A 22,076-nucleotide genomic window follows, 5' to 3' on the forward strand; every position below is an offset into this window, starting at 1 on the left:
TCGCGTTCCACCAGCAGGGGCAGCGGGTCGGTGGCGGTGACCAGGTCCCGCAGCGGATACCGGCCCAACACCGCGTCGACCTCGGGCGTCAGCGCCGCCGCCAACCGCCAGGCGGCCGGGCGGCTTTCGTCCCGCAGGGCCGCCACAGCCGCGCGGATCACCGGCCGCCCCTCGCCCTCGGGCACTCCGGCGGCGGCGCGCTCGTACAGCCGCGCGCCCTCCTCCAGCACCAGCTCGGTGTCCATCCCGGCCGGGATCTTGATCTGCGCGTGGTGCCGCCAGGTGGCCACCGGGTCGCCCCAGGCCTCGACATGGTAGGTCCAGTGACCCGGCTCACCGGCGGTGACGTCGGCGCCCCAGCGGTCGGTGCCGGGGGCCAGTTCACGCATCGGCGTCCACGGGCCGGGACGGCCGTCCGGGCCGGTCAGCACGACATTGGCGGCCACGGCGTCATGGCCCTCGCGGAACACGGTCGCCGAGATCTCGAAGGTCTCGCCGGTCACCGCCTTCGCGGGCCTGCGCCCGTGCTGGACGATCGGGCGGACGTCGAGAACCGGTATGCGCCCGACGCCGCCGGCCATGTCGGTCGTGGAGGGTCGCTCCGGGGCCGGCGGTCCGGGGTCGGCGGTGACGGCGCGGGGCTTCGGGAGTGCTTCGGTGCGAGGCGTCGGGGGTGAGGACGACTGGTGGTGCATGGCGGGCATGACCGCTCCTGTCCGCGTCAACGTGGGTGGGCGGATGGCTGTGGGGAGGTGGGTCCTGCGTGGTGGTGCAGAGTGCACCCGGGGGTGCACGGGTGGGGTGTACCGAAGGAGCCTTCCCACCCTATTCGGGTGGGCAATCCGGCACTTTGTTAACTACTCACGCGTATGTCTACGCACAAGACCGGCCCCGTTCCAGCAGAACGGGGCCGGTGTCCGCACTTCGGCGTGAAGAGGGCGCTACGAGCCCGGTACCTGCAGCAGTTTGTTCGGTGAGCCGAGCCCGCGGCCGGAGACCTTGCCGGACGCGGCCCGCGCCACGAGCGCCTTGGACACCTGTGCGGGCGGTGCCTTGGGATGGTCGGCCAGATAGAGCGCGGCCGCGCCCGCCGCGTGCGGCGACGCCATGGACGTACCGGAGAAGGTCGCCCGGCCGGTGTCGCTCGCGTACGACGCGGAGGTGATCGACACGCCCGGGGCGAACAGGTCAAGGGCCGTGCCGGTGTTGGAGAAGCCCGCGCGGGCGTCCTTGCGGTCGGTGGCGCCGACCGTGATGGCCTCCCGTACCGCGGCGGGGGAGTACAGGCCGGCCGGCAGCCCGTCGTTGCCCGCCGCGACCGTGTAGATGACGCCGGAGGCGATGGAGTTGCGTACGGCGGCGTCCAACTGCGTGTTGCGGTAGCCGCCGAGGCTGACGTTGGCGACCGCCGGCTTCTTGGCGTGCCTGGTCACCCAGTCGATGCCCGCGATGACGTCGGACGTGGTGCCGCCGCCGGCGTTGTCGAGGACGCGTACGGCGACGACCTTGGCCTTCTTGGCGACGCCGTACTGCCTGCCCGCGATGGTGCCGGCGACATGGGTGCCGTGGCCGTTGCCGTCGCTCGCGGTCCTGTCGTTGCCGACGAAGTCCCAGCCGTAGCGCGCCCGTCCGCCGAAGTCCTTGTGCGAGATGCGGATGCCGGTGTCGATCACGTACACCGTCACTCCCGCCCCCGCGGACTCGGGCCAGGTGTAGCTCTTGTCCAGGGGCAGGTTCCGCTGGTCGATGCGGTCGAGCCCCCAGGACGGCGGGTTCTTCTGGGCGTGGGCCGGTGTCACACGGGTGTCCTGGACGACCGAGGCGACCCGGGGGTCCGCCGCGAGGCGCCTGGCCTGTCTCTCGCCCGCCTGGATGGCGTAGCCGTTGAGGACCGTGCCGTAGGTGTGGCTGATTTTCGCCCCGTACTTCTCGGCGAGGCTCTTTCCGGCCGTCGACGGAGCCTTCGTTCCCCCCTTGAGTGTCACCAGGTAACTGCCGCTGACGGTGCCGGGTTTCCCGGCGCCGAGTATCTGCCCCTCCGGTGCGGCGTGCGCGGGCATGGTGGTGGCCGAAAGCGCGGCGACACAGGTCACCGCGGTCAGGCCACCCGCCCGGCGCAGACGCCGCGAAAGCGTCCGTGCCATGGTGTGAGTTCCCCTCCTCAACTCGGCGCACCGCGGCCCTGGAACGCCGGGTGCACCCGGCCCGGCCGGTGCGCCGACTGTCACCTTCTCGTGATGCGAGAAGTCGCCACAAGGAGGCCTACGGGGGCGGAATCGGCCATATCGCCTATGGGGGGTGTGTAAAGGTTGCGGCCGATTTCAGCCGGAGGCACGCCTTCCGCCGCCCCGCGGACGGGCGCCCTCTCCGCTGGAGAGTCGCGTGGAGCGTCGCAAAACGCGCTGTGGTTACGAAGCCCCGCATACCGATACCGTCGGGGGCGATGACGGGACCCACACCGCCGTGGGCCCCCTGCCACGCGCTGCCCGAGGTGAACCGTGAAGGCGATCCGTCGATTCACCGTCCGACCTGTCCTCCCCGAACCCCTCCGGCCCCTGAGCGACCTGGCGCGCAATCTGCGCTGGTCCTGGCACGCCGAGACCCGCGACCTCTTCCAGTCCGTGGACCCCGAGCGCTGGGCCGCCTCGGGCAACGACCCCGTCCGGCTGCTGGGCAGCGTGTCGTCCGAGCGGCTGGCCGAGCTGGCCGAGGACCGCCGCTTCCTGCGCCGTCTGACCGCGGTCGCCGGCGACCTCGACGACTATGTCACCGGTGAGCGCTGGTACCAGGAGCAGTCCGCCGAACTGCCCGCCGCCGTCGCCTACTTCTCGCCCGAGTTCGGCATCACCGCCGCCCTGCCGCAGTACTCCGGCGGCCTCGGCATCCTGGCCGGCGACCACCTCAAGGCGGCCAGCGACCTCGGTGTGCCGCTGATCGGCGTCGGGCTGCTGTACCGGCACGGCTACTTCCGCCAGACCCTGTCCCGGGACGGCTGGCAGCAGGAGCACTACCCCGTCCTGGACCCGAACGAGCTGCCGCTCACCCTCCTGAAGGAACCCGACGGCACCCCCGCCCGGGTCTCCCTCGCCCTGCCCGGCGGCAAGTCGCTGCACGCCCGCGTCTGGCTGGCCCAGGTCGGCCGGGTGCCGCTGCTGATGCTCGACTCGGACGTCGAGGAGAACGACCTCGGCGAACGGGGCGTGACCGACCGGCTCTACGGCGGCGGCAGCGAGCACCGGCTGCTCCAGGAGATGCTGCTGGGTATAGGAGGTGTCCGGGCGGTCCGTACGTACTGCCGCCTGACCGGCCACGCCGCCCCCGAGGTCTTCCACACCAACGAGGGGCACGCCGGCTTCCTGGGCCTGGAGCGCATCGCCGAACTGGCCGCCGAGGGCCTGGACTTCGACTCCGCCCTGGAGGCGGTCCGTGCCGGCACCGTCTTCACCACCCACACCCCCGTCCCGGCCGGCATCGACCGCTTCGACCGCGAGCTGGTCGCCCACCACTTCGGTTCCGACGCCGAACTCCCGGGCGTCGAGGTCGAGCACATCCTCCGGCTCGGCATGGAGACCTACCCCGGCGGCGAACCCAACCTGTTCAACATGGCCGTGATGGGTCTGCGCCTGGGCCAGCGGGCGAACGGCGTCTCGCTGCTGCACGGAAACGTCAGCCGCGAGATGTTCTCCGGACTGTGGCCGGGATTCGACCCCGAGGAGGTCCCGATCACCTCCGTCACCAACGGCGTGCACGCGCCCACCTGGGTCGCCCCCGAGGTCTTCCGCCTCGGCGCCCGCCAGATCGGCGCCCGGCGCACCGAGGACGCGATGACCCTCGGCGGCTCGGAGCGCTGGGACGCGGTCGGGGAGATCCCCGACCAGGACATCTGGGAGCTGCGGCGGGCGCTGCGCGAGCAGCTCGTCCTTGAGGTGCGCGAGCGCCTGCGCGCCTCCTGGCGGCAACGCGGCGCCGGAACGGCCGAGTTGGGCTGGATCGACGGGGTCCTGGACCCCGACGTCCTCACGATCGGATTCGCGCGCCGGGTGCCGTCGTACAAACGCCTGACGCTGATGCTGCGCGACCGCGACCGTCTGATGGACCTGCTGCTGCACCCGGAGCGGCCGATCCAGATCGTGGTGGCGGGCAAGGCGCACCCGGCGGACGACGGCGGCAAGCGCCTGGTGCAGGAGCTGGTGAGGTTCGCGGACGACCCGCGGGTGCGCCACCGCATCGTCTTCCTGCCGGACTACGGCATGGCGATGGCCCAGAAGCTCTACCCCGGCTGCGACATCTGGCTGAACAACCCGCTCCGGCCCCTGGAGGCGTGCGGCACCTCGGGCATGAAGGCGGCCCTGAACGGCTGCCTGAACCTGTCGGTGCTCGACGGCTGGTGGGACGAGTGGTTCCAGCCCGACTTCGGCTGGGCGATCCCCACCGCGGACGGCACCGGCACCGACCCGGACCGGCGCGACGACATAGAGGCGGCGGCGCTGTACGACCTGCTGGAACAGCGCGTCACGCCGCGCTTCTACGAGCACGGCCCGGCGGGCCTGCCGGACCGCTGGATCGAGATGGTCCGCCGGACCCTGACCCTGCTGGGCCCGAAGGTCCTGGCCGGCCGGATGGTCCGCGAGTACGTGGAACGCCTCTACGCGCCCGCCGCGCACGCCCACCGCGCGATGACGCCGGACGCGGCGCGTGAGCTGGCTGCCTGGAAGGCGCGGGTCCGCTCGGCGTGGCACGACGTGAGCGTCGACCACGTGGAGACGTCCGCGGCCACCGCCACGGCGGAGCTCGGCACCACCCTCACCCTCCGCGTCCGCGTCGCCCTCGGCGCCCTCGCCCCCGACGACGTCGAGGTCCAGGCGGTCTCCGGCCGGGTCGACTCCGAGGACCGCATCGCCCACGCCTCGACGGTGCCCCTGAAGCCGGCGTCGGGCTCCGACACGGAGGGCCGCTGGACCTACGAGGGCCCGCTGTCCCTGGACCGGACGGGACCGTACGGCTACACGGTCCGCATCCTCCCGGCACACCGGCTGCTGGCGTCGAGCGCGGAGCTGGGGCTGGTGGCGGTGCCGTCCGAGGAGATGGGGGAGGGGGCGGGGGTTCTGATGCGGTGACCGCGGGGGCTGTGGGCGCTGTGGGTGTGCCGAGGCGTCGCGAACAAGCGATCTATGCTCGTGCCGTAGGAGATCCCTGGCACGCTGAAGAAAGCCACGGTAGAAAGCCACAGCAGAAAGCCGCAGTCCATTGAACTTCTGGTCGATCTACCAGCACGGCTTCGCGCGGGTCGCCGCGTGTACGGGCCACACCGTCATCGCCGACCCGCGCGCCAACGCGGAGGCCGTGCTGCGGCAGGCGCGCCGGTGTGCGCGGGAGGGCGTCGCCGTCGCCGTCTTTCCCGAGCTGGGGCTGACGGGGTACTCGATCGAGGACCTGCTGCTGCAGGACGCGGTGCTCGACGAGGTCGAGGAGGCGGTCCGGGCCGTGGTCGCCGGGTCGGCGGAGCTGCTGCCCGTGCTGGTCGTCGGCGCGCCGCTGCGCCACCGCCACCGGATCTACAACTGCGCGGTGATCGTGCACCGGGGCCGGATCCTCGGCGTGGCGCCGAAGTCGTACCCGCCGAACTACCGGGAGTTCTACGAGCGCCGGCAGATCGCGTCCGGCGAGGACGAGCGGGGCGGGACGATCCGGGTCGGCGGCGAGGAGGTGCCGTTCGGGATCGACCTGCTCTTCGAGGCGCAGGACGTGCCGGGGCTGGTCCTGCACGCCGAGATCTGCGAGGACATGTGGGTGCCGGTGCCGCCGAGCGCGGAGGCGGCGCTGGCGGGCGCGACCGTGCTTGCGAACCTGTCCGGCAGCCCGATCACGGTGGGCCGGGCCGAGGACCGTCGGCTGCTGTGCCGGGCGGCGTCCGCGCGCTGTCTGGCGGCGTACGTCTACTCGGCGGCCGGGCTCGGTGAGTCGACCACCGATCTGTCCTGGGACGGGCAGACCATGATCTACGAGAACGGCGTCCTGCTCGCCGAGACGGACCGCTTCCCGCTCGACGACCAGTACGCGGTGGCCGACGTGGACCTGGACCTGCTGCGGCAGGAGCGGCACCGGATGGGCACGTTCGACGACAACCGGCGCGCGCACGCCGGGCGGACCGACGACTTCCGGCGGGTGCGGTTCCGGCTCGACCCGCCGACGACCGACCTGGGGCTCAAGCGCCGGGTCGAGCGCTTCCCGTTCGTGCCCGCCGACGCCGACCGGCTCGCCCTGGACTGCTACGAGGCGTACAACATCCAGGTCGCGGGCCTCCAGCAGCGGCTGGGCGCGATCGGCGGCCCCAAGGTCGTCATCGGGGTGTCCGGCGGGCTGGACTCCACGCACGCGCTGATCGTCGCCGCCCGGGCGATGGACCGCGCGGGCCGCCCGCGCAGCGACATCCTCGCCTTCACCCTGCCGGGCTTCGCCACCAGCGACCACACCAAGGACAACGCCCACAAGCTGATGAACTCCCTCGGCGTCACCGCGGCCGAGCTGGACATCACGCCGACCGCGCGCCTGATGCTCCAGGAGATGGGCCACCCCTTCGCGGCCGGCGAGCCGGTGTACGACGTCACCTTCGAGAACGTCCAGGCCGGCCTGCGCACGGACTACCTGTTCCGCCTCGCCAACCAGCGCGGCGGCATCGTGCTCGGCACCGGCGACCTCTCGGAGCTGGCGCTGGGCTGGTCCACGTACGGCGTGGGCGACCAGATGAGCCACTACAACGTCAACTCGGGTGTGCCGAAGACGCTGATCCAGCATCTGATCCGCTGGGTCATCGGCAGCGAGCAGTTCGACGAGGAGACCGGCAGGACGCTGGCCGCGATCCTCGACACCGAGATCAGCCCGGAGCTGGTGCCGGGCGAGGAGATGCAGTCGACGGAGTCGAAGATCGGGCCGTACGCGCTGCACGACTTCACGCTCTTCTACGTCCTGCGGTACGGCTTCCGGCCGTCGAAGATCGCCTTCCTGGCGTGGCACGCCTGGCACCAGGCGGACGCGGGGGCCTGGCCGCCCGGGTTCCCCGAGGCGAAGCGGGTGGCGTACGACCTGGCCGAGATCCGGCGCTGGCTCGAGGTGTTCTGCCGTCGCTTCTTCGCGTTCGCACAGTTCAAGCGGTCCGCCATGCCGAACGGCCCGAAGGTCTCGGCCGGCGGCTCGCTCTCGCCGCGCGGTGACTGGCGCGCGCCGTCGGACGGCAACGCGGCTGCCTGGCTGCGGGACCTCGACCGCATCGACGACTGAGGCGTCCGGTTCGTTTATCGAACGTGAACTCCCGGACAACGGACGATTTCCGGCCAACTTCCTGACGCGGCCCTGACAGAAACCGCGGTCACCTGACACGCTTCCCACGGCCGCGTCACAGCAACCCCACACCACCGTCACACGACGGTGCCCGCGGCCGAGCTCCCGCACGCGCACGTCGTTCTGCGTACCACCACGTTCCGCCCGGACGGCCCACCCGCCGGCCGGTCTCCCCTGGCCGCGTGATCCGCGGCCGCGCAGAAGGAGTCAGTGTTGAGAGACAGTTCCTCCCGCAGACGCACCCCCCACAGACGCACCCCCCACAGACGCACCTCCCACGCAGCACAGCGCCGCACGACGCACCGCCGGGCCGCCGCCGTCGCCCTCGTCGGCGTCTCCGCCCTGATCGCCGCGGCCGTCCAGACGGGCGCCGCCACCGCAGCCCCGGAGAAGGCACCGTCGGCCGCGGGCAAGGTCATACCGGGCGCAGAGTCCGTCAAGCTGTCCCCCGCCCAGCGTGCGCAGTTGATACGCGAGGCCAACGCCACCAAGGCGGACACCGCCAAGGACCTGGGTCTGGGCGCCAAGGAGAAGCTGGTCGTCCGTGACGTCCTCAAGGACGGCGACGGCACGCTCCACACCCGCTACGAGCGCACCTACGACGGCCTGCCCGTCCTCGGCGGCGACCTGGTCGTCGAGACCGCGAAGTCCGGCGCGACCGAGGCCGTCGTCAAGGCGACCCGCACCGCCATCAAGCCGGCCACCACCGCGGCCGCCGTACCCGCCGCCAAGGCCGAGAAGCAGGCGCTGGCCGCCGCGAAGGCCGAGGACGCCAAGAGCCCCGACGTCAACCGGGCGCCCCGCAAGGTGATCTGGGCCGCGGACGGCAAGCCGACCGTGGCGTACGAGACGGTCGTCGGCGGGTTCCAGCACGACGGCACCCCGCAGGAGCTGCACGTCATCACCGACGCCACCACCGGCGCGAAGCTGTACGAGTGGGAGGCCATCGAGACCGGCACCGGCAACACGGTGTACAGCGGCACGGTCGACCTGACCACCACGCAGTCCGGTTCGACGTACAACCTCACCGACGGCGCGCGCGGCAACCACCGGACGTACAACCTCAACCGCGGCACCTCCGGCACCGGCACCCTCTTCTCCGGCTCCGACGACGTCTGGGGCAACGGCAGCCCGTCCAACCTGGAGTCCGCGGGCGCCGACGCGCACTACGGTGCCGCGCTGACCTGGGACTACTACAAGAACGTGCATGGGCGCAGCGGCATCCGCGGCGACGGCGTGGGCGCGTACTCCCGGGTCCACTACGGCAACAACTACGTCAACGCGTTCTGGTCCGACAGCTGCTTCTGCATGACGTACGGCGACGGCTCGGGCAACGCCAACCCGCTGGTGTCGATCGACGTGGCCGCGCACGAGATGACCCACGGGCTCACCTCCAACACCGCTGGCCTGCGCTACAGCGGCGAGTCGGGCGGTCTGAACGAGGCCACCTCCGACATCTTCGGCGCGACCGTCGAGTTCTACGCCGGCAACTCCTCCGACGTCGGTGACTACCTCATCGGCGAGGAGATCAACATCCGCGGTGACGGCACGCCGTTGCGCTACATGGACAAGCCCAGCAGGGACGGCTCGTCGAAGGACGCCTGGTACTCCGGCATCGGCTCGATCGACGTGCACTACTCGTCCGGGCCCGCGAACCACTTCTTCTACCTGCTGAGCGAGGGCAGCGGCACCAAGACCATCAACGGTGTCACCTACGACTCGCCCACCTCGGACGGCCTTCCGGTCACCGGCATCGGCCGGGACAAGGCGGAGAAGATCTGGTTCCGCGCGCTGACCACCAAGTTCACGTCCACGACCAACTACGCGGGCGCCCGTACCGGCACCCTGGCGGCGGCCGGTGAGCTGTACGGCACCACGAGCGCCGAGTACAAGGCGGTGCAGGACGCCTGGGCCGGCGTCAACGTGGGCACGCGCTCCGACGGGGGCGGCGGCGGTGGCGGTACGACCTTCGAGAGCGGCACCGACGTGTCGATCCCGGACAACGGGGCGGCCGTGACCTCCGCGATCACCGTGTCCGGCCGGACCGGCAACGCGCCGTCCGACCTCCAGGTCGGCGTGGACATCGTCCACACCTACATCGGCGACCTCAAGGTGGATCTGCTCGCCCCCGACGGCACGGTGTACACGCTGAAGGGGTACGGCACCGGCGGGAGTTCGGACAACCTGAACACCACCTACACGGTGAACGCGTCCTCCGAGACCGCCAACGGCACCTGGACGCTGCGCGTCCAGGACAACGCGGCCATCGACACCGGCTACATCAACGGCTGGAAGCTGACCTTCCCGTAGCCCCGTAAGCCCGTAAACCCGTTCAGGCGCGGTCAGGACAGGGCGGCCGCGACAAGGCGGTCCAGATCTGGTGCAAGGCGCTGACCGAGCACAAGGCGGTGGCGGCGGCCTGGACCGCCGTCAACGTGAGCTGAGCACGGGCCTGTTGACACAGGCTCGGCGGACGGCACCCGGGACGAAGGCATTCCCGGGTGCCGTCCTACCCTTGGGAACCATGTCTTTGGGGCCTTTCACGTACGACGACGTCGGCGCGACCCGGGAGAACGGCTTCTGCCCGCCCGGCTTCCGCCCCCTGCACGTGCGCACCCGCATCGGCGAGGGCGAGGAGGTCTTCCGCAGAGCCGCCGAGGCGGTCATGACCTGGGAGATGCACCGCGCGATGGGCGTCGGCATCGAGGCCACGGCCGACCGCGCGGCCCCCGACGTCGACGTCACGGTCACCCTCGCCGGTGTCATCAAGGCCCCGTGCCGGGTGGTCTGGACGGTGGAGGAGCACCGCAGGATCGGCTGGGCGTACGGCACGCTCGCCGGCCATCCGGAGTGCGGCGAGGAGGCCTTCCTGGTGGAGCGCACGGGGGACGGCACCGTGTGGCTGACCGTCCGCGCCTTCAGCCGCCCGGCCAAGTGGTACACCCGAGCGGGCGGCCCGGCCACCCGTGGCCTGCAGCACGCGTATGCGCGGCGGTGCGGGGCGGTGCTGCGGCGGATGTGCGGTGGTGATGACGAGTGACCTTGACGGGCAGATGACGCGGCGTCTCTAAGTGCCGCCGTCGGTGGGCCGCTCCCCGTGCCAGGAGCGCCACAGTGCCGCGTACGCCCCGTCGGCCGTGACCAGTTCGTCGTGTGTGCCCAGCTCGGTGATGCGGCCGTTCTCCATCACGGCCACGCGGTCCGCGTCGTGCGCGGTGTGCAGACGGTGCGCGATGGCGATGACGGTACGGCCCTGAAGTACGGCGGCCAGGGCGCGCTCGGTGTGCCGGGCGGTCGTCGGGTCCAGCAGGGCCGTCGCCTCGTCCAGGATCAGGGTGTGCGGGTCGGCCAGCACCACCCGCGCGAGGGCGAGCTGCTGGGCCTGCGAGCCGTCCGTACCGCGCCCGCCGTCGCCCAGCGCCGTGTCCAGGCCGTCGGGCAGCCCCCGTACCCAGGTGTCGGCGCCGACCGCGGTCAGGGCCGCCCACAGGTCCGCGTCCGTGGCGGACGGCTCGGCGATCCGGAGGTTGTCGCGGACCGTGCCGAGGAAGACATGGTGCTCCTGGGTGACCAGGACGACCTGGCGGCGCAGTTGCTCCGGGCCCAGCGCGACGACCGGCACACCGCCCACCGTCACCGAGCCGGCGGTCGGCGCGTCCACGCCCGCGAGCAGCCGGCTCAGGGTCGTCTTGCCGGCGCCGGACGGGCCGACCACCGCGAGCCGTTCCCCCGGCCGCACGGTCAGATCGACGCCGCCGAGGACCTCGCCGCCGCGGTCATAGGCGTAACGCACCCCGGTCACGTCGATCCGGTCGTCCGCGGGGACGGGGGAGTCGGTCTCCGTCGCCTGCGGGGCCCGTGCGAGCCCCTCCACGCGGGCGAACGAGGCGCCGCTGCTCTGAAGTTGCTCGATCCGCATCAGGATCTCGTCCAGCGGCTCGGCCAGTTGCTGCAGATACAGCGCGGCCGCCACGACCGAGCCCAGGCTGAGCACGCCGCGCTCCAGCAGCACCCCGCCGAGCAGCAGCACCGTCACCACGGGGACCAGGTACGACACCTCGACGGCCGGGAAGAAGACGCTGCGCAGGAACAGCGTGTGGAACCGGGTCCTACGGGACGTCTCCAGCGCGTCCCGGCTCGCGGCCACCCGGCGCTTGGCCAGGCGCAGCGCCTCCACCGTGCGGGCGCCGGACGCGGTCGCCGCAAGGATCTCCGCGACGTCCGAGGTGGCCGCGCCCTCGGCGAGATAGCCGTCGCGGGCCCGGCGCAGATACCAGCGCAGCGCCCACCGGATCCCGCCGAAGCCGAGCACCCCGCAGAGCCCGAGCAGCGGGTTCAGGGTGATCACCGCGGCCAGCAGGAACAGGGCCTGGACGGAGCTGATGAGCAGTTCCGGGCCGACGTCGCGCAGGGTGGTGCCGACCACGGCGACGTCCGCGGTGCCGCGGGCGGTGAGGTCGCCGGCGCCGGCGCGCTCCACGACGTTCGCGGGGAGGGCGAGGGTGCGGTCCACGAAGTCCTCGCGGACCCGGGCGAGGGTGCGCTCGCCGAAGCGGTGGCCCACGTAGCGGGCCCAGCGGGCCAGGAGCAGTTGGGCGACCGAGCAGACCAGGATGGCCAGGGCCAGCCTGTCCACGGCCCCGACGCCGCTGCCGCCGCGCACCTCGTCGATGATCCGCCCGACCAGCCACGGCCCGGCCAGCCCGGCGACGGCCGCGAGCGAGTTCAACGCCAGTACGGCGACGAAGGCCCGCGCATCGACACGGACCAGCCGAAGGGCGGCCCGCCGGACATCGGCGCGCTCGGCGACGGGGAGCCGGCCGGAGGAATCCGCGGTCACCGTACGACCTCCTCGGCGTCCTCGTCCCGTGCCACCAACGCCCGGTATCCCGGCTCCGAGTCCAGCAGCTCGCGGTGCGTGCCCGTCGCCGCCACCTTGCCGTCGACCAGGTAGTGCACCGTGTCCGCGCGGTCCAGGACCAGCGGGGACGTCGACGTCACCAGCGTCGTGCGGTGCCGGCGGGCCGTGTGCAGGCGCTCCGCGACCCTCGCCTCGGTGTGCGCGTCCAGGGCCGACATCGGCTCCACCGCCAGCAGCACCTCGGGGTCCGCGAGCAGGGCGCGGACCAGGCGGACCCGCTGGCGCTGGCCGCCGGAGAGGTTGCGGCCCTGGGCGTCGATCGGGGTGTCGAGGCCGTCGGGCAGACCCCGGACGATGTCGTCGGCGACCGCCGTGTACACCGCCCGGGCGATCGCCGCCTCGTCCCGGTCCGCGTCGCCGGCGACCAGCTCGCGCAGGGGGCCCGCGAACAGGTCGGACTCGTGGTCGGCGACCAGGACGCGCTGTCTGAGCTGCGGTAACGCGATCTCGGTCAGGGGGACTTCGCCCCAGGTCGCCCTGGACGGGGTGTAGCGGCCGAGTCGGTCCACCACGGCCGTGGCGTCGGTCGGCAGCGCGGCGGCCAGCGCGGTCAGACGGCCCGGCAGCACCCTTACGCCCGACTCGGGGTCGTGCAGCGCCGCCGGCTCCGTGGGCGCGTCCCGGGTGCCGGTGTCGGCCATCGGCTCCATCCGCAGGAACCGTACGACCCGACGAGCCGCCACCACCGCGCGGGTCACCTGGTAGACCCACTCCACGACGAACGCCACCGGACGGACCAGGACCGCGACATAGCCGTACACGGAGACCAGCTCGCCCACGGTGATCGCGCCCTCGGCGGCCAGCCGGGCCGCAAGCCACGTCACCACCGCCAGGAACAGCGTCGGCAGCCCCACCCCGAGCGCCTGCACCCAGCTCGTCACCGCCCCGACCCGGTAGCCCTGCGCGCGCAGCCGCTGGGAGTCGCGGTGGAAGGCGTCCGCGACCAGGTCCTTGCCGCCGAGGCCGTTGAGGACGCGCAGGCCGCCCGCGAGGTCGGCGATACGGGCGGTCAGGACGCTCTGCCGTTCCCGGTACTCCGCCTCCGTGCCCTGCAGCCGGCCCAGCAGCGGACCCACCAGCACGGCGATCGCCGGCATGCCGAGCAGGACGACCACCGCGATCGGCACCGACACCGTCACCAGCATCACGGCGACCGCCAGATAGGCGACGACCGCGCCGAACCCGGGCCCGATGACGGTCAGGGAGCTACTGATCGTCTGGACGTCGCCCACCCCGATGGTGACGACCTCCCCGGCCCCGATCCGGCGCGGCAGCGCGGCGCCCAACCGGACCGAGTGCCCGACCAGGACCTTGACCGTGCGGAACATGGCGTCCATCCGGACCCGGGTCATCGTGCGGTGCCGCATGATGCTCAGCCACGCGTTGAACACGTGCACGACGGCCAGCACCCCGGTCCACGCGGCCAGCATCGCGTAGTCGCCCGGCGCCAGCCCCTCGTCCACGGCCCGCGAGAGCAGATACGGCGCCGCCGCCAGCAGCACCATCCACACGGCGGAGATCAGGGCCCCGAGCGCGGACCGCCCGGCCTGCTGGGTGACCAGCCACCACAGATAGCGGGCGCCACCGCGGCAGTCGGGCTCGCCCGGATCCTCGTACGCGTCGATCAACCTTCCCCCTGCCCCGTTCGTCGTCCTCTTGTCGTTCGGCTACGCCAGGCTGTCCCGCCACGCCCGGTGCAGATCCGCGAACCTGCCCGTCCCGGCGACGAGTTCGGCCGGTGTGCCGTCCTCGACGATCTCCCCGTGCTCCATGACCAGCACCCGGTCGGCGATCTCGACCGTGGACAGGCGGTGCGCGATGACGACGGCCGTACGCCCGTGCAGCACCGTCGACATCGCGCGCTGCACGGCCCGTTCGCCGGGGATGTCGAGGGAGCTGGTCGCCTCGTCGAGGATCAGCACGGCGGGGTCGGCGAGCAACGCCCGGGCGAACGCGACGAGTTGACGCTGACCTGCGGAGATACGACCGCCCCGCTTGCGTACGTCGGTGTCGTAGCCGTCCGGCAGCGAGCTGATGAAGTCGTGCGCGCCGATGGCCTTCGCGGCCCGCTCGATCTCCTCCCGGGTGGCGTCCGGCCGGCCGATGGCGATGTTCTCGGCGACCGTGCCGGAGAACAGGAACGCCTCCTGCGTCACCATCACCACCCCGCGCCGCAGTTCCGGCACGGCCAGCTCGCGCAGGTCGACGCCGTCCAGCAGGACCCGGCCGCCCGAGGGGTCGTAGAACCGGGCGAGCAGCTTGGCCAGCGTCGACTTGCCCGCGCCGGTGGAGCCGACGACGGCGACCGTCTGCCCGGCCGGGAGCGTGAGGTCGAAGCGGGGCAGTACCTCGCCGCCGGTGCGGTAGCCGAACCGGACGGAGTCGAAGACCACCTCGCGGCCGGGGTGCTCCGACCGGAGCGCCGGAAGCCGCTGCGGCTCCCGCGGCTCGGGCACGGACGGCGTCTGGGCCAGCAGCCCGGCGATCTTCTCCAGGGAGGCCGCCGCCGACTGGTACGAGTTGAGGAACATGCCGAGCCGGTCGATCGGGTCGTACAGCCGGCGCAGATACAGCACCGCCGCCGCCAGCACACCGAGGGCCAGTGTGCCACCCGCGACCCGGTGGGCGCCCCACAGCACGATCCCCGCGACGGCGGTGTTGGCGACGAGCCGGGAGCCGACGACGTAACGCGCCATCTCGAGCAGCGCGTCGCCGTTGGTCCGCTCGTGCCGGGTGTTGAGGACCCGGAAGTCGGCGTCGTTGGCGGCCTCGCGCCTGAAGGCGCGCACCGGGCGGATGCCGTTCATCGTCTCGACGAACTTGACGATCACGGCGGCGATGGCCGTGGAGCGCAGGGTGTACACGCGTGCGGCGCGCCGCCGGTAGAGCCGTACGAGGAGGTACAGCGGCACGAAGGAGGCCACGGCGACCGTGCCCAGCCCGAGATCGAGCCACAGCAGCATCGCCGAGATGTAGACGAAGGACAGGATGACGGTGACGAGTTCCTGCAGCCCCTCATTGAGCAGTTCGCGCAGGGACTCCACGTCCGTCGTGGAGCGGGAGATGAGCCGGCCCGAGGTGTAGCGCTCGTGGAAGTCGATGCTCAGGGCCTGGGCATGGCGGAAGATACGGCCACGCAGGTCGAGCAGGACGTCCTGGTTGACGCGGGCGGAGACCAGGATGAACGCGTACTGGAGCGTGCCGGAGGCCAGCGCGCACAGCAGATAGCCGACGCCGACCGCGACCAGCGGCCCGAGGTCGTCGCGCCGGAACGCCGGCACGGCCGTGTCGATGGCGTACGCCACCAGCAGCGGGCCCGCCTGCACTGCCGCCTGCTGGAGCAGCAGCAGGAGGGTGGTGAGGGCGACGCGGGCCTTCATCGGGGTGAGCAGGGAGCGCAGGAGGGCGGCGGTGGCACCCGGGGGAGTGGGCAGGACGTCCCGGTCGAAGGGGTCCTGGTCCGCGTGGCCGGACTGCCCGCCGGGGCGGCCCTTGTCCGGGACGGCGGCGGTCGTGGCGACGGGCAAGCTCATCGACGGACCTCCTCGTGCCCTCCGCCCGCCGGGTTCTCGTCACCTGTTGGGCCGGTCCGCCGCGCCTGCTTTTCTGCGCCGCCCCGGCGATCTCGGCGCGGCTGGTCGTTTCGGGTGGCCTGGCCTTCTTGGCCGGCTCGGTATGACGGGCCGCTGCGAGAGCCCCGGTTGATTTCGCCTGCCCGGTCTTCTTGGCTGGTCCGGTCGGCTCGGCGCGGCTGGTGCTCTTGTCCGGTTCGGCCGTCTCGGGTTGCTCGGCTGGTTTCGTCGGCCTGGTCTTCTTGGTTGGCTCGGCCGGTTCGGTGGGGCTGGTCGTCCTGGCCGGTTCGGGTGGTTCGGTGCGGCCGGCCCTTTCGGGCGGCTCGGCTGGTTTCGTCGGCCCGGTTTTCTTGGTCGCTCCGGCCGGCTCGGTGCCGCTGATCCTCTCGGTCGGCTCGGGCGTCTCGGGTTGCCCGGCCGCTTCCGTCCGCCCGGTCCTCCTGGCCGGTTACGTCCGCCCGGTCCTCTTCGTCCACCCGTGTAGCGCGGTCCGCCCGGCGCTCGTCGTCCGCTCGGCTGGCTGCGTCCACCCGGCTCCCTCCGTCCGCCCGGGGACCTTCCTCCGCCCGGGAACCTTCCTCCGCCCGGGGACGTTCCTCTGCCCGGGGACGTTCCTCCGCCCGGCGACCTCCCCCCACCCGGCCCGCCCCAGCAACCGTTCCGTTCGCCGCGGCCACGTCGTCCGCCCCCTCCGTTCCGGCCATCAGGCGGGCGTACTCGGCGTTGTCGCACAGTAGTTCGTGATGGGTGCCGACGGCGGTGATGCGGCCGTCGGAGAGGAGGGCGACGCGGTCTGCGAGGAGGACCGTGGACGGGCGGTGGGCGACGATGAGGGCGGTGGTCTCGGCGAGCACGTCCCGCAGGGCGGCCTCGACGGCGGCCTCGGTGTGCACGTCGAGGGCGGACAGGGGATCGTCCAGGACGAGGAAGCGAGGCCGGCCCACGACCGCCCGCGCGAGCGCCAGCCGCTGCCGCTGCCCGCCGGACAGGCTGAGCCCCTGCTCGCCGACCTGTGTCCCGGTGCCGTGCGGCAGGGCGTGCGCGAAGCCGGCCTGCGCGACGCCGAGCGCCCGCTCCAGCTCAGCCTCGCCCGCACCGTCCGTCGCCCCCATGAGAACGTTGTCCGCGACGCTGGCCGAGAAGAGCGTGGGCTCCTCGAAGGCGACGGCGACGAGGGTGCGCAGCTCCTCGCGGGTCATCGCCGTGATGTCCTGCCCGTCGAGGGTGATCCGGCCGGACGTCACCTCGTGCAGGCGGGGGACGAGGGCAGTCAGCGTCGTCTTGCCGCTGCCCGTCGCGCCCACGAGGGCCATGGACTCGCCGGGGCGGATGTGCAGGTCGACGCGGTCGAGGACGGGCGGGGAGCCGGCGGGGGCGTCGGGGTAGCGGAACCGCACGTCGTGGAACCGGAGTCCGAGGTCCGTACCGTCGTGCCCCTCCGCCGGCGTGAGCGCGGCGCCCTCCGGCTGCGCGTCCATCGCCTCGAAGTACCGCTCCGTCGCCGTCGCCGCCTCCTGGCTCATCGCCAGCAGGAACCCGATCGAGTCCACGGGCCACCGCAGTGCCAGAGCCGTCGACAGGAACGCCACCAGCGTGCCCGCCGACAGCTCCCCGTCCGCCACCCGCACCGCGCCCAGCACCAGCGCCGCCCCGATGGCCACCTCCGGCAGCGTCACGATGACGCCCCAGATCGTCGCCAGCAGCCGCGCCTTGCGCAGCTCCGTGCCGCGCAGCGTCCGCGACAGCTCCCGGAACGCCCGTGCCTGACTGCGATGCCGCCCGAACCCCTTGATGATCCGGATGCCGAGCACGCTCTCCTCGACGACCGTCGTCAGATCGCCGACCTGGTCCTGCGCCCGGCGCGCGACATCGGCGTACCGCTTCTCGAAGACCACGCAGGTGACCATCACGGGCACCGCCGGAACGAGGACCACCAGCCCCAGCGTCCAGTCCTGGAGCAGCATGATGATCACGCCGACGAGAATCGTCACGCTGTTGACCAGCAGGAACGTCAGCGGAAAGGCGAGGAACATGCGCAGCAGCATCAGATCGGTAGTGCCCCGCGACAGCAACTGACCCGAGGCCCACCGGTCGTGGAAGGCGACCGGAAGCCGCTGCAGATGCCGGTACAGATCCGCCCGCATCGCCGCCTCGACCCCCGCCAGCGGCCGCGCCACCAGCCACCGCCGCAGCCCGAACAGCAGCGCCTCCGCGAACCCGAGCAGCAGCAGGCCCAGCGCCCCGAGCCACACCCCCGCCGGTTCCCGGTCGGCGACGGGCCCGTCCACCATCCACTTCAGGACGAGGGGAATGACCAGTGACAGGCAGGAGGCCAGGATCGCCACGAACGCGGCGATGGACAGCCGCACCCGCACGGGCCGCACGTACGGCCACAGGCGCAGCAGCGTACGTACGGCGGAACGTTGTCCGGACCTGTCCTCGGCGGTTGCACGTGTCGTCACCATCAGCAGCGAGCCTACGGATCGCCACTGACAGTGCCCACCGAGTTTTGGACGGTTCGCGATCGGCCGCTGGTCCTACGACCTGCGTGTTCGAGGGGTCGTACGGCCGTGGCGGTGAAGTCGTATCCGCTGCATCAGCCGATCGGGTGATGCCGGCTCGAGCGGGACGGCCGATGTGCCGGACCCCGCCGCCGGGCGACCCTGATGCCATGTCCGTCATAGAAGTCACCGATCTGCGCAAGTCCTACGGCGACCGCACCGTCGTCGACGGAGTCTCCTTCGCCGTCGAGGAGGGCGAGATCTTCGGCATCCTCGGCCCGAACGGCGCCGGCAAGACCACCACCGTCGAGTGCGTCGAGGGCATGCGCGTCCCGGACGCCGGCCGCGTCCGGGTCACCGGCCTCGACCCCGTCGCCGACCACGCGCGCGTGGCCCGCGTCCTCGGCGCCCAGCTCCAGGAGAGCGAGCTGCAGGCCAAGCTCACCGTCCGCGAGGCGCTGGAGCTGTACGCCGCGTTCTACGACCGGCCCGCCGACTGGCGGCTCCTCGCCGAGCGCCTCGGCCTGGCCGCCAGGCTCGGCACCCGGTTCGGCAAGCTCTCCGGCGGCCTGAAGCAGCGCCTGTTCATCGCCCTCGCCCTCATCGGCAACCCCCGGATCGTCGTCCTGGACGAGCTGACCACCGGCCTCGACCCGCGCGCCCGCCGGGACACCTGGGAGCTGATCGAGGACATCCGCGCCAATGGTGTGACCGTCCTCCTCGTCACCCACTTCATGGAGGAGGCACAGCGGTTGTGCGACCGGATCGCCGTCATCGACAAGGGGCGGGTGGCCGCCCTGGACACGCCGGCCGGCCTCATCCGCCGCTCGGCGGGCGCCACCGTCATCACCTTCACGCCGTCCACCCCGCTCGACGACGGTGACCTGAACGCGCTGCCCGGGCTCGCCTCGCTCCAGCACAAGGACGGCCGCGTCACCCTCTCCGGCACCGACGAGACCGTCAACGCCGTCATCACCCTCCTCGCTCGCACGCACATCACGGCTCATCAACTCCGCGTCACCGACGCCACGTTGGACGACGCCTTCCTCGACCTGACGAAGGAGACAGCGGCATGAGCGCGGCCCTGGTCAACACCGCCGTACTGAAGAGCGAGGTCCGGCTCTTCCGCCGGGAGCCCGGTGCCCTCTTCTGGATCCTGGGATTCCCGCCCCTGCTGCTGGGGATCCTCGGCTCGATCCCGGCGTTCCGGGAGACCGACCCGGCCTTCGGCGGGTTGCGCCCGATCGACGGCTACGTGCCGGTGTCCGTGCTGCTCGGCCTGATCGTCGGGGGGATCCAGGCGATGCCGCAGACCCTCACCGGCTACCGCGAGCGCGGCATCCTGCGCCGGATGTCCACCACCCCCGTCCGTCCGGCCACCCTGCTGTCCGTGCAGATGTTCCTGTACGGCGGGGCCGCCCTGGTCTCCGCGCTGCTCGCCCTGGTGGTCGGCCGGCTCGCCTTCGACGTACGGCTGCCGCGGCAGGGCTACGGATACGCCCTGGCCCTGCTCCTGGCCGTGCTGGTCGCCCTCGCGCTGGGTGCCGTGATCTCCGCGCTGTCCCGGACGACGAAGATCGCCGGCGCCATCGGGTCGGCCGTGTTCTTCCCGGCCATGTTCTGCGCGGGCGTGTGGATGCCGGTGCAGACCATGCCGGACGTCCTGGCCCGCTGCGTCGGCTACACGCCCTTCGGCGCGGCGGCCGAGGCACTGAACCAGGCGGCGGCGGGGGACTGGCCGGGCTGGGGCCACCTGGGCGTGCTCGTGGCCTGGACGGTGCTGCTCACGGCCGGTGCCGCGCGCTGGTTCCGCTGGGAGTAGGGGGCCCGCCGTGCACACTGGTGGCATGACCGCGGCGGACACGGACATCGAGCGGCGCTGGGAGCTGATCCGCGGCAGGGGCCCGTACGGGCTGCTCGCGGTGGCCACGCTGCTGTCGGTCGCCACCGCCGAACTGACGCCGGGCACGGCGGAACGGATCGCGGTCGCGGTGCTGGTCGCCGCGGGGCTCGGACTCCAGGTGTGGTGGGGCCGGGCGAGCCGCGACCGCCCGGGTCCGTCGAACGCCGGCACCGTGTACTACGCCGTGCGTTGGGGGCTCGGCTTCGCCCTCACATGGCTCAATCCGTTCTTCGCGTTCTACGTGGCGGCCGGCTACTTCGACGCCGACGAGCTGATGCCCGGCCGAAGGCTACGGTGGATCGGCCCGTTCGCCTGCGCGATCGCCGTCTCGGGTGCGCAGGCCGGGGGAATGCCGTTCCGTGAGCCGGTGCAGTGGGCGGTGTTCGCCGGGCTCGTGGTGGTCAACAGCGTCATACTGACGGTCGTCGGCCATCTCACCGCACAGCAGGAGGAACGCTCCCGCGCCCGCGCCGAGACCATCGCCGAACTCGAACGCACCAACGCGGCGTTGCAACAGGCGCTCGACGAGAACGCCGCCCTCCACTCCCAACTCCTCGTCCAGGCCCGGGAAGCGGGTGTCGCCGATGAGCGCCGCCGGCTCGCCGCCGAGATCCACGACACCATCGCCCAGGGCCTGACCGGCATCATCGCCCAGCTCCAGGTCGTCGCGAACGCCCCCGACCTGCCGACGGCCCGCACCCATCTCGACCGCGCCTCCGCCCTCGCCCGGCACAGCCTCGGCGAGGCCCGCCGCTCCGTGCACAACCTCGCCCCCGTGGCGCTGGAGCACGACGGGCTCCCGCAGGCGCTGCGGAGCACGGTCACCGAATGGGCGCAACGCACCGGCGTACGCGCCGACTTCACCGTCACCGGCACCGCGGAACAACTCCACGACGAGCTGTCGGCCACCCTGCTCAGGATCGCCCAGGAGGCCCTGTCCAACGCCTCCCGGCACGCCCGCGCGACCCGCGTCGGCGTCACCCTGTCCTTCCTCGGCGACGAGGTGATCCTCGACATCCGCGACGACGGCCAGGGCTTCGACCTCCTCACCCTCCCCGAGCGCGGCAGCAACGGCGGCTTCGGACTGCCCGGCATGCGCGCCCGCGCCGAGCGCATGGCCGGCTGCCTCACCGTGGAGTCCGAACCGGGGCGCGGCACGGCCCTGTCGGCTCGCGTACCGTTGGTGCGCCATGAGTAGCGACGAGGCTTCCATCACCCTGTTGATCGTCGACGACCATCCCGTCGTACGGGACGGTCTGCGCGGCATGTTCGAGTCCGCACCCGGATTCAAGGTGCTCGGTGAGGCGGCCGACGGCGAGGAGGCCCTGGAGCGGGCCGCCGCCCTCGACCCCGACGTGATCCTGATGGACCTGCGGATGCCGGGCGGCGGCGGGGTCGCGGCCATCGCCCACCTCACCCGCGTCGGCGCCCGCGCCAGGATCCTCGTGCTGACCACGTACGACACCGACTCCGACACCCTGCCCGCCATCGAGGCGGGAGCCACCGGCTACCTGCTCAAGGACGCCCCGCGCGACGAGCTGTTCACCGCGGTCCGGGCCGCCGCCGAGGGCCGCACGGTGCTCTCCCCGGCCGTCGCCTCCCGCCTGGTCTCCGCGGTCCGCGCGCCGAAGGCCCCGGCGGGCGAGCCCCTGTCCGCCCGCGAGCGCGAGGTCCTGGCCCTGGTCGCCAAGGGCACCTCCAACCGCGAGATCGCCCGTGAGCTGTTCATCAGCGAGGCGACCGTGAAGACGCACCTGACCCACCTGTATGCCAAGTTGGGCGTCAACGACCGCGCGGCGGCGGTCGCGACGGCGTACGAGCGGCGGATCCTCGGCTGAGCC

The 22,076-nt window shown here is 72.3% G+C and carries 13 protein-coding genes and 1 pseudogene; 8 read left to right on the top strand and 6 right to left on the bottom strand.

Annotated features, from left to right (window positions below):
• Both ACP4J3_RS46910 and ACP4J3_RS46915 read right to left on the bottom strand, forming a co-directional pair.
• Positions 1–704 (bottom strand): maltotransferase domain-containing protein (locus ACP4J3_RS46910; protein ID WP_426543706.1); only part of this gene is annotated, 704 nt, incomplete at its 3' end.
• Positions 705–941: 237 nt separating this feature from the next.
• Positions 942–2,144, bottom strand: a complete 1,203-nt coding sequence (locus ACP4J3_RS46915) for a S8 family peptidase (protein ID WP_426543708.1) — start codon at positions 2,142–2,144, stop codon at positions 942–944.
• 354 nt (positions 2,145–2,498) lie between these two features.
• Here ACP4J3_RS46915 and ACP4J3_RS46920 point away from each other — a divergent pair, with 354 nt between their 5' ends.
• The 4 genes from ACP4J3_RS46920 to ACP4J3_RS46935 all read left to right on the top strand — a co-directional run bounded on the left by ACP4J3_RS46920 (position 2,499) and on the right by ACP4J3_RS46935 (position 10,378).
• Positions 2,499–5,117, top strand: a complete 2,619-nt coding sequence (locus ACP4J3_RS46920; RefSeq protein ID WP_426543710.1) for a glycosyltransferase family 1 protein — start codon at positions 2,499–2,501, stop codon at positions 5,115–5,117.
• 130 nt (positions 5,118–5,247) lie between these two features.
• Complete coding sequence (locus tag ACP4J3_RS46925) at positions 5,248–7,278, top strand: NAD(+) synthase (RefSeq protein WP_426543712.1); 2,031 nt, start codon at positions 5,248–5,250, stop codon at positions 7,276–7,278.
• Positions 7,279–7,551: 273 nt separating this feature from the next.
• A complete protein-coding gene (locus ACP4J3_RS46930) occupies positions 7,552–9,648 on the top strand; it encodes a M4 family metallopeptidase (RefSeq protein ID WP_426543714.1) in 2,097 nt (698 codons plus the stop codon).
• A gap of 214 nt (positions 9,649–9,862) precedes the next feature.
• Positions 9,863–10,378 (top strand): DUF1990 family protein, encoded by a 516-nt coding sequence (locus ACP4J3_RS46935; protein WP_426543716.1) that lies wholly within the window; start codon positions 9,863–9,865, stop codon positions 10,376–10,378.
• 27 nt (positions 10,379–10,405) lie between these two features.
• Here ACP4J3_RS46935 and ACP4J3_RS46940 read toward each other — a convergent pair whose 3' ends face one another.
• The 4 genes and pseudogenes from ACP4J3_RS46940 to ACP4J3_RS46955 all read right to left on the bottom strand — a co-directional run.
• Positions 10,406–12,178 (bottom strand): ABC transporter ATP-binding protein, encoded by a 1,773-nt coding sequence (locus ACP4J3_RS46940; RefSeq protein WP_426543718.1) that lies wholly within the window; start codon positions 12,176–12,178, stop codon positions 10,406–10,408.
• On the bottom strand, positions 12,175–13,887 hold the full coding sequence (locus ACP4J3_RS46945) for an ABC transporter transmembrane domain-containing protein (RefSeq protein WP_426543720.1): 1,713 nt from the start codon (positions 13,885–13,887) through the stop codon (positions 12,175–12,177). Before ACP4J3_RS46945 ends, ACP4J3_RS46940 begins: the two co-directional genes overlap by 4 nt.
• Positions 13,888–13,926: 39 nt before the next feature.
• Positions 13,927–15,792 carry an ABC transporter ATP-binding protein gene (locus ACP4J3_RS46950; protein ID WP_426543722.1) on the bottom strand — a complete coding sequence of 622 codons (1,866 nt, stop codon included), beginning with the start codon at positions 15,790–15,792 and terminating at the stop codon, positions 13,927–13,929.
• Positions 15,793–16,511: 719 nt separating this feature from the next.
• Positions 16,512–18,296, bottom strand: a pseudogene (locus ACP4J3_RS46955) (ABC transporter ATP-binding protein); the annotation flags it as partial.
• 206 nt (positions 18,297–18,502) lie between these two features.
• Here ACP4J3_RS46955 and ACP4J3_RS46960 point away from each other — a divergent pair.
• The 4 genes from ACP4J3_RS46960 to ACP4J3_RS46975 are packed head-to-tail and all read left to right on the top strand — an operon-like array spanning position 18,503 to position 22,073.
• Positions 18,503–19,408 (top strand): ATP-binding cassette domain-containing protein, encoded by a 906-nt coding sequence (locus ACP4J3_RS46960; RefSeq protein ID WP_426543724.1) that lies wholly within the window; start codon positions 18,503–18,505, stop codon positions 19,406–19,408.
• Positions 19,405–20,154 (top strand): ABC transporter permease, encoded by a 750-nt coding sequence (locus tag ACP4J3_RS46965; RefSeq protein WP_426543726.1) that lies wholly within the window; start codon positions 19,405–19,407, stop codon positions 20,152–20,154. Before ACP4J3_RS46960 ends, ACP4J3_RS46965 begins: the two co-directional genes overlap by 4 nt.
• Positions 20,155–20,179: 25 nt before the next feature.
• Complete coding sequence (locus ACP4J3_RS46970; protein WP_426543728.1) at positions 20,180–21,433, top strand: sensor histidine kinase; 1,254 nt, start codon at positions 20,180–20,182, stop codon at positions 21,431–21,433.
• Positions 21,426–22,073 (top strand): response regulator, encoded by a 648-nt coding sequence (locus ACP4J3_RS46975; RefSeq protein WP_426543730.1) that lies wholly within the window; start codon positions 21,426–21,428, stop codon positions 22,071–22,073. Before ACP4J3_RS46970 ends, ACP4J3_RS46975 begins: the two co-directional genes overlap by 8 nt.
• Positions 22,074–22,076: the final 3 nt, after the last annotated feature.

It is taken from the genome of Streptomyces sp. UG1 (assembly GCF_049974585.1).
Taxonomy (GTDB): Bacteria; Actinomycetota; Actinomycetes; order Streptomycetales; family Streptomycetaceae; genus Streptomyces.

What these genes read in the sequence shown, in the direction of transcription:
- ACP4J3_RS46915 (WP_426543708.1), bottom strand. Translation starts at nt 2,144, where the DNA reads ATGGCACGGACGCTTTCGCGGCGTCTGCGCCGGGCGGGTGGCCTGACC.
- ACP4J3_RS46935 (WP_426543716.1), top strand. Translation starts at nt 9,863, where the DNA reads ATGTCTTTGGGGCCTTTCACGTACGACGACGTCGGCGCGACCCGGGAG.
- ACP4J3_RS46950 (WP_426543722.1), bottom strand. Translation starts at nt 15,792, where the DNA reads ATGAGCTTGCCCGTCGCCACGACCGCCGCCGTCCCGGACAAGGGCCGC.
- ACP4J3_RS46960 (WP_426543724.1), top strand. Translation starts at nt 18,503, where the DNA reads ATGTCCGTCATAGAAGTCACCGATCTGCGCAAGTCCTACGGCGACCGC.
- ACP4J3_RS46965 (WP_426543726.1), top strand. Translation starts at nt 19,405, where the DNA reads ATGAGCGCGGCCCTGGTCAACACCGCCGTACTGAAGAGCGAGGTCCGG.
- ACP4J3_RS46970 (WP_426543728.1), top strand. Translation starts at nt 20,180, where the DNA reads ATGACCGCGGCGGACACGGACATCGAGCGGCGCTGGGAGCTGATCCGC.
- ACP4J3_RS46975 (WP_426543730.1), top strand. Translation starts at nt 21,426, where the DNA reads ATGAGTAGCGACGAGGCTTCCATCACCCTGTTGATCGTCGACGACCAT.